The organism is Streptomyces sp. NPDC054841 (genome assembly GCF_053611045.1).
In genome coordinates this window covers 1-7,197 of record NZ_JBSGZO010000433.1, presented here as the reverse complement: position 1 = coordinate 7,197, position 7,197 = coordinate 1, and the positions used below count along the sequence as shown (strand labels likewise).

The following is a 7,197-nucleotide window of genomic DNA, read 5'->3' as shown; positions in this document are numbered from 1 at the left end:
GAAGGGGGCGGCCCGGTCCGGGCCGCCCCCTTCTCCGACGACCGGTCAGCGCCGCCGCAACCGCGGGAACTTCCTGGACTGCTGCTGCTCCGCCTGAGCCGCCTTCACCTTCGCGGCGTACTCGTCCACGTACTCCTGCCCCGACAGCGCGAGGATCTCGTACATGATCTCGTCGGTCACCGCGCGCAGCACCGCCTTCTCGCTCTCCATCCCCGCATAGCGCGAGAAGTCCAGCGGCTCCCCGAAGCGGATCGTCACCCGCTTGATCTTCGGCACGACCTGCCCCGGCGGCTGGATCTCGAACGTCCCGACCATCGCACACGGCACGACCGGCACCCCGGCGGTGAGTGCCATCACCGCGACCCCGACCTTGCCCTTGTACAGCCGTCCGTCGTGCGAGCGCGTGCCCTCGGGGTAGATGCCCAGCAACTCGCCCTTCCTCAGCACCCCGAGCCCCTCGCGGATCGCGGCCTGCCCGGCGTCCTTGCCCGACCGGTCCACCGGGATCTGCCCCGCGCTGCGGAAGAACGCGGCGGTCAGCCGGCCCTTGAGCCCGGGACCCGTGAAGTACTCCGCCTTGGCGAGAAAGGTGATCCGCCGCTTGATGATGGCGGGCATCAGGAAGTGGTCGGAGAACGACAGGTGATTGCCCGCCACGATCGCCGCGCCGTCCGCGGGAATGTGCTCGAGTCCCTCGATCCTGGGCCGGAACAGCAACCGCAGCAGCGGGCCCAGAATGAGGTATTTGAGCACGTAGTAGAACACGGGTTCGCTCCCAACTGCGGCTGTCGGCTCCGGGGTGGGTTCCGTGCGGCGAACCGGCGGGCGGTCCGGGAGGGCCAGTGTATGTCCAGGTGTGACGGCACGTAACAATGCCGGCGGTACAAAGATCACTCAGCTTTGCGCCTTCACCTCAGGCAGGTGGCAGCAGGCCCATGACCTGCTGCTGAAGGTCGCACTGGACGCGGAGTACGCGGAGTTCCTGACGCTGCCTGCGTACGAACTGCTGGACTGAGCGGGCGAGGCGCGCGTCCTGGTTGTGCCGCCACACTCCGCCGGTGAGGGTGCCCCAGCACGGTGTGGTGTCATGTGATCCCCAAGTGGAGAGGCAGCCGGATGGATGGTCGACCGGGAGATCGCACTGAGCCGTCGGCCGCGGGCGCAGACGCGGGCGCAGAGGCGGGCGCAGACGCGGGCGCGGGCAAGGGGTTGGGGATGACGGTGGCCGAGCGTCTGCGGCGGGTCCAGGGTTCCCTGTCGCCCGCGGAGCGCAAGATCGCCCGGGCACTGATGGCGCACTACCCCGCGGCGGGCCTGGAGTCGACTTCCGGGCTGGCCGGACGGGCGGGGGTGAGCCCGCCGACCGTCGTCCGCTTCGTCGCCCGGCTCGGCTTCGAGGGCTACCGGCAGTTCCAGCAGTCACTGCGGGACGAGGTGCAGGCGCGCCGCGCCTCGCCGCTGACCCTGATGCCGGTGGTCAGCGAGAGCTCTCCGACCTCAGACCTGGTCGAGGCGGCGGAGAAGGTCGGCCGGGGGGCCTTGAGCCAGACCTTCGCCGCGCTGCCTGAGCAGGAGTTCGACCGGGCGGTCGCGCTGATCTGCGACCCGGCGAAGCGGATCGTGAGCTTCGGCGGGCGGTTCTCCCGGCTTCTGGCCGAGTACCTGGATCTGCATCTGCGGCTGCTGCGGCCGGGCACGCATGTGCACATACAGGCCCCTGGCGGGGACGGCGGCTTCCGGGTGGATCTCGGACGGCGGGCGGTGTGTGTGGTCTTCGACTTCCGGCGCTATCAGCGCGACACGGTGGAGCTCGCCCGCTATGCGCATGAGCACGGCGCGCGGGTCGTGCTGTTCACCGATCCGTGGCTGTCTCCCGTGGCCGAGTTCGCCGACGTCGTGCTGCCCGTGCGGGTCGAGGCTCCCAGCCCGTTCGACAGCATTGTGGCGCCCGTGGCGGTGGTGGAGACGCTGGTGGCCGCGGTGCATGTGCGCTTGGGAAAGGCGGCGGAGGAGCGGATGAGGGCCGCGGAGGAGGCGTCGGGCGACCGCACCATGGAATGACGCCATGAAATGAATGTTTCATCTGCTCCTATTGACGCGACCCTTGGAACGCATGTTTCATGACGGGGCTCGGGCTGCTGCGGACGTAGCCCCCGTCTCCTCCTCGGAGCCCCCGTGTCGAATCACTCTCGCACACGCAAACTGCGCTTGTGGGAAGCGCTTACCCTCTCCGTCGGTCTCATGGGACCGACGCTCGCCATGGGCCTCAACGGGGCCGGAGTGGCAGCTACGGTCGGCAAAGCCGTCCCCCTCGTCATCCAGCACCCGCGTACTCAGGAACGAGGACCCGCACGTGAGCGCCACCGACACCACCGGCGACTTCCCGCTCGCCCCCGAGACCCGGCAGCACATCCACCTCGCCGAGACCGCCACCGCCCGCAACTACCACCCGCTGCCGGTAGTCCTCACCTCTGGCCAGGGCGCGTGGGTGACCGACGTCAGCGGACGCCGCTATCTGGACTGCCTGGCCGGCTACTCGGCGCTCAACTTCGGCCACGGCCACCCCCGGCTGCTGGCCGCGGCCCGGCAACAGCTCGAACGCCTCACTCTGACCAGCCGCGCATTCCACAACGACCGGCTCGGTCCGTTCTGCCAGGATCTCGCCGAACTCGCCGGGATGGACCTGGTCCTGCCGATGAACACCGGCGCTGAGGCCGTGGAGACCGCGCTCAAGGTGGCCCGGAAATGGGGCTACGAAGTCAAGGGCGTGCCCGCGGACCGCGCCAACATCATCGTCGCCGACGGCAACTTCCACGGGCGTACCACCACGATCGTGAGCTTCTCGACGGACCCCGTCGCGCGCGAGGGCTTCGGCCCGTTCACCCCCGGGTTCCGCACCGTCCCCTACGGAGACGCCGCCGCCCTGGCGGCCGCGGTCGACGAGCACACCGTGGCGGTGCTGCTCGAACCGATCCAGGGCGAGGCGGGCGTGGTGATCCCGCCGCAGGGGTACCTCCCGGCCGTGCGCGAGCTGTGCAGCCGGGAGAACGTCCTGTTTGTGGCCGACGAGATCCAGTCCGGTCTCGGCCGCACCGGCACCACGTTCGCCTGCGACGCCGAGGGCGTCACCCCGGACATGTACATCCTGGGCAAGGCCCTCGGCGGCGGCATCGTGCCGCTCTCCGCCGTCGTCGCCCGCCGCGAGACCCTCGGCGTCATCCGGCCCGGCAACCACGGCTCGACATTCGGCGGCAATCCGCTGGCCGCCGCCGTCGGCCACACCGTCGTCGAGCTGCTGCGGACCGGCGAATACCAGGCGCGGGCGGCCCGGCTCGGCGAGCAGCACCGCAAGCGGCTCGAAGCCCTCATAGGCCACGGCGTCCTCGCCGTCCGCAGCCGTGGGCTCTGGAGCGGCATCGATATCGACCCCCAGCTCATGTCGGGACGCGAAGCCTGCGAACAGCTCCTGGCCAGGGGCATCCTCGCCAAGGACACCCATGGCTCCACCATCCGCCTCGCTCCGCCCCTGGTCATCGAGGCCGACGAACTCGACTGGATGACCGAGCAGCTCGCTGAGGTACTCACCGCACCCCGCCCCTGACGGGATGCCGCCGTGACGGGCCGTCGCATCCACCGGCGGCCCGCTTCGAGGGGATGACGGCGAGCCGTTTGAGATCGGCGCACACCCTGTCCATGAGTGCGTCAACGGTGTGCTCCAGAGCGGCGGCGTGCGCGACGGCGTTCAGCCCGGCGGGCCGTGCGCACGCATGGGGCCGCCAGCCGCCCCCCCCGGCGTGACCCTCCGGGCCAAGGCCGCTCGGGCCGTCGTCCTCGCCGGCCGTGGCCCAGATGACCTGACCGTCCGGCATCTCCAGTTGCACGAGCTGCGACATGGATCCCCCTCAACTGCTGCCACGTAACAGGTCACATGTTGAAGTGCTCTCCCGCCTGAAAGGCGGGAGATTCCCACCTACCTTGCGGTGGCGGGCTTGACGCGACCAGCGCGCCTGACGACTGCCCTCCCGGCAGCCGGGATGAGCGCGAGGCCCATCCGGTACAGGTGCAAGACATTCCGGGCCGCGTTGTGGTCGGCGTTGCCGGACCATCCGCAGTCCGGGTTCTTGCACACGAACACAGCCTGGGACTCGCGGCTGCCCGGCGTGGTGAAGCCGCAGGCTGAGCAGCGCTGGGAGGTGCCGCGGGCGGGAACCTTGTGCAGGGAACCGCCATGGCGGGCGGCCTTGTACGTCAGCAGCTCGACCGTGCGGCCCCATGCCTCCTGGCTGATGGAGCGGTTCAGGCCGGACTTCTGCGCAACGTTCTTCCCCGGGTTCTCCACGGTGCCCTTGGCACTCTTGACCATGTTCGTGATGGCCAGGTCTTCCACCACGATCACGCCATAGGTGCGGGCGATGTCGGTGGTGGTCTGGTGCTGCCAGTCCAGGTGCCTGCGCTTGGCTCTCGCATGAAGCGCCTGGATCTGGTCATAGGCTGCCCGCAGGCGGCGGGAGGTCTTCTCCCCGCGCTTGCGGAAGGCCTTGCGGTGCGCGGCGCGCCGCTCCAGCCGGAGCAGCTTCGCCTTCTCCTTCTTCGTCAACCACTCGCCGTGGTCGTAGGTCTTTGCGTCGGAGAGGGCCAGGGGCACGGTGACGCCGACGTCGATGCCGGCTTCCGGACCCTGATGGGGCTCGGGCTTGGGCTCCAGGGTCTGGACGCGGAAGGCGATGTGCCAGCCGAGCGCATCCTTGACCAGCCGGGCACCGGTGATGCGGTTCTCCTGGTTGGCGCGCCTGCCGACCGGTAAGTCCTTGGTCCAGCGGAACTTCACGCGGCCGATCCTGGGGACGTTGACCATGCCCCAGCGGCGGTGCACGCGGACGATGTTCAAGTCCCGGCCCTGCGGGATGTCCACGGACATCACGGTGCGGAAGCGGGCCTTGAAGTTCGGAGCGTCCGCACGCCCGTCCCAGCAGTTCTTCCACGCCTGGAAGTACGTCTTCAGCACCGCCTGCGCGGCCTGAGCGGGAAGCACGGCCAGCCATTCGATCTCCGTGCGGGCCTGGCGGATCGCCGCGTCGGCTGCAACCAGAGAACGCTTCTCCTTCGGGAGCATCGTCCACCAGTCGTGCAGCAGGTTCCACAGGGTGCGCGCCGCATGCGCCTGCTCATCCATGAGCCGGATCTGCGCGGGCGTCAGCGCTAGCCGGGCACGGTGCCCGAACTTCCGCTTCTCCCACGCGAGTTCACCGCTCACGCGAGCACTCTATCATTTGGCTTATGTCACCACGGTGGAATCCAAACCCTGACGTACGCAGAGGACGCCACGTCGTCTACAACCTTCACGTCCACTTGGTATTCGTCACCAAGTACCGTCGCCGAGCCTTCACCGACGCCATGCTGACCCGGTGCGAAGAGATCATGCGGGAGGTCTGCGCCGACTTCGAGGCCGAACTGAAGCAGTTCAACGGCGAGGAGGACCACGTGCACCTGCTCGTGCACTACCCGCCCAAAGTCCAGCTCTCCAAGCTGATCAACTCCCTCAAGGGCGTCTCCTCCCGCTACCTGCGCAAGGAGTACGACGCACACGTACGCCACTACCTGTGGGGCGGACACTTCTGGTCCGGCTCCTACTTCGCAGGCTCCTGCGGCGGGGCACCGCTGACCGTCGTACGCCAGTACATCGAGAACCAGCAGCGGCCGGTTTGAACGTGACCGACCCAGAGACGCAGCGAGCTCCGGCGCTTCGCGCCTCCGGGACAAGGACGCCCTTCACCCTCCACCCTGAAGGGCGGAGCACTGGGCGAGATCAGAGGTAGACGCCGAGTGGCGGACGCCGGGGCCGATCGCGCCGAATTCCCGAGCCCTTGCGCGCGTGGATCCCACACTCACGTGGGCTTGGACGCCGCCATCCCGATGGTCACCAGACCGAGCACGATCCAGCCGAACCACAGCCAGCCGTTGCTGCCGAGTGCCACCGTGTAGGCCGTCACGACCACCAGGCTCCCGACAGTGAGCACACCCATCGTCTTCGTGGAACCGGACATGCGCACCCTCCTCCCGGCCGGGCCGCGGCGAAGGAACCATGGCCAGGGGCCGTGGAGCCATCGTGACCCCTTAGTGCGGGAGCGCGCTACTCCCGCGCGCCGGGGCCCAGGGCCTGATCCACCGGACAGGCCCTACCGCCCGCGGGCCTGGAGCGAGGCGAGGTACGCGTTGTACGCCTCCAGCTCCTTGTCGCCGTCCCGGTCCGCGGCGCGGTCCTTGCGGACGGCCTGGCGCTGCTCCGAGCGGTACCACTGGAACACCAGAGCGATCAGGACCAGGACGGACGGGATCTCGCTGAACGCCCAGGCGATTCCGCCCGCCGCGTTCTGGTCGGAGAGCGCACTGATCCCCAGTGACGCCGGGGGGTCCGCGTACGCCTTCACCATCGGCTCGGACGCCATCATCAGTGCGATGCCGAAGAACGCGTGGAACGGCATGCCCGAGAAGAGCTCCAGCATCCGCATCACATAGCCGGGGCGGTGCGGACCCGGGTCCACACCCATGATCGGCCAGAAGAAGATCAGGCCGACGGCGAGGAAGTGCACCATCATCCCGATGTGCCCGGCCTTGGACTCCATCAGGAAGTCGAAGAGCGGGGTGAAGTACAGCGCATAAAGGCTCGCGATGAACATCGGGATCGTGAACGCGGGGTGGGTGATGATCTTCATGTAGCGGCTGTGCAGCAGCGCGAGCAGCAGCTCGCGCGGGCCCTTGCGGCCGCGACCGGCCGGCGGAAGCGCGCGCAGCGCCAGCGTCACCGGTGCGCCGAGCAGCAGCAGGATCGGAGAGAGCATGCTGATGACCATGTGCTGCACCATGTGCACGCTGAACATGACCATTCCGTAGTCGTTCAGCCGGGTGCACATCACCAGAGCGATGGTCAGTACACCGATCGCGAAGAAGACCGTCCGGCCCACCGGCCACGCGTCGCCGCGTCGCCGCAGCCGGACCACGCCCCACCCGTAGAGCCCGAGCGCCACGAGACAGCCGACCAGGAAGAACGGGTCCGCGGAGAGCTCCAGGCCCCGCCCCAGCGTGAACGGCGCCAGATCCATCGGCATACCGTGCTCGCCGTGCCCGCTGTGATCCATCTGTGTACTCCTGGAGCGTCCTGATTCGCGCTTGTTGTCCGGACAAGACTAGAACCGCCCC

General features: G+C 68.7%; 9 protein-coding genes. 4 read left to right on the top strand and 5 right to left on the bottom strand.

Annotated elements, in window-relative coordinates; translation table 11 throughout:
* Nucleotides 1-45 precede the first annotated feature (45 nt).
* Complete coding sequence (locus ACWGI8_RS35690; RefSeq protein ID WP_453667424.1) at nucleotides 46-765, bottom strand: lysophospholipid acyltransferase family protein; 720 nt, start codon at nucleotides 763-765, stop codon at nucleotides 46-48.
* A 91-nt stretch (nucleotides 766-856) separates the two neighbouring features.
* Between ACWGI8_RS35690 and ACWGI8_RS35685 the strand changes: the two genes are divergently transcribed.
* The 3 genes from ACWGI8_RS35685 (at nucleotide 857) to rocD (ending at nucleotide 3,601) form a co-directional block, all read left to right on the top strand.
* The gene (locus ACWGI8_RS35685) at nucleotides 857-1,015 is read left to right on the top strand and encodes a hypothetical protein (RefSeq protein ID WP_453667428.1); all 159 of its coding nucleotides are present in this window, start codon (nucleotides 857-859) and stop codon (nucleotides 1,013-1,015) included.
* A gap of 200 nt (nucleotides 1,016-1,215) precedes the next feature.
* Nucleotides 1,216-2,061, top strand: a complete 846-nt coding sequence (locus ACWGI8_RS35680; RefSeq protein ID WP_453667422.1) for a MurR/RpiR family transcriptional regulator — start codon at nucleotides 1,216-1,218, stop codon at nucleotides 2,059-2,061.
* 292 nt (nucleotides 2,062-2,353) lie between these two features.
* Nucleotides 2,354-3,601 (top strand): ornithine--oxo-acid transaminase, encoded by a 1,248-nt coding sequence (gene rocD, locus ACWGI8_RS35675; protein ID WP_453667421.1) that lies wholly within the window; start codon nucleotides 2,354-2,356, stop codon nucleotides 3,599-3,601.
* Here the strand turns inward: rocD and ACWGI8_RS35670 are convergent.
* Nucleotides 3,582-3,893 carry a hypothetical protein gene (locus ACWGI8_RS35670; RefSeq protein ID WP_453667419.1) on the bottom strand — a complete coding sequence of 104 codons (312 nt, stop codon included), beginning with the start codon at nucleotides 3,891-3,893 and terminating at the stop codon, nucleotides 3,582-3,584. The genes rocD and ACWGI8_RS35670 overlap by 20 nt on opposite strands.
* 77 nt (nucleotides 3,894-3,970) lie before the next feature.
* Nucleotides 3,971-5,197, bottom strand: a complete 1,227-nt coding sequence (locus ACWGI8_RS35665) for an RNA-guided endonuclease InsQ/TnpB family protein (protein ID WP_453667426.1) — start codon at nucleotides 5,195-5,197, stop codon at nucleotides 3,971-3,973.
* Between the two features lie 80 nt (nucleotides 5,198-5,277).
* Between ACWGI8_RS35665 and tnpA the strand changes: the two genes are divergently transcribed.
* The gene (tnpA, locus tag ACWGI8_RS35660; RefSeq protein ID WP_453667417.1) at nucleotides 5,278-5,706 is read left to right on the top strand and encodes an IS200/IS605 family transposase; all 429 of its coding nucleotides are present in this window, start codon (nucleotides 5,278-5,280) and stop codon (nucleotides 5,704-5,706) included.
* 179 nt (nucleotides 5,707-5,885) lie between these two features.
* On the opposite strand, the gene ACWGI8_RS35655 is transcribed toward tnpA, so the two are convergent.
* Nucleotides 5,886-6,044 (bottom strand): hypothetical protein, encoded by a 159-nt coding sequence (locus tag ACWGI8_RS35655; protein ID WP_453667415.1) that lies wholly within the window; start codon nucleotides 6,042-6,044, stop codon nucleotides 5,886-5,888.
* 132 nt (nucleotides 6,045-6,176) lie between these two features.
* Entirely contained in the window at nucleotides 6,177-7,136 is a 960-nt protein-coding gene (locus tag ACWGI8_RS35650; RefSeq protein ID WP_453667413.1) for a cytochrome c oxidase assembly protein, read from the bottom strand.
* Nucleotides 7,137-7,197 lie beyond the last annotated feature (61 nt).

Excerpts from the sequence above, each read along its gene's own strand:
- ACWGI8_RS35680 (WP_453667422.1), top strand. The coding sequence starts at position 1,216 with ATGACGGTGGCCGAGCGTCTGCGGCGGGTCCAGGGTTCCCTGTCGCCC.
- ACWGI8_RS35670 (WP_453667419.1), bottom strand. The coding sequence starts at position 3,893 with ATGTCGCAGCTCGTGCAACTGGAGATGCCGGACGGTCAGGTCATCTGG.
- tnpA (WP_453667417.1), top strand. The coding sequence starts at position 5,278 with ATGTCACCACGGTGGAATCCAAACCCTGACGTACGCAGAGGACGCCAC.
- ACWGI8_RS35655 (WP_453667415.1), bottom strand. The coding sequence starts at position 6,044 with ATGTCCGGTTCCACGAAGACGATGGGTGTGCTCACTGTCGGGAGCCTG.
- ACWGI8_RS35650 (WP_453667413.1), bottom strand. The coding sequence starts at position 7,136 with ATGGATCACAGCGGGCACGGCGAGCACGGTATGCCGATGGATCTGGCG.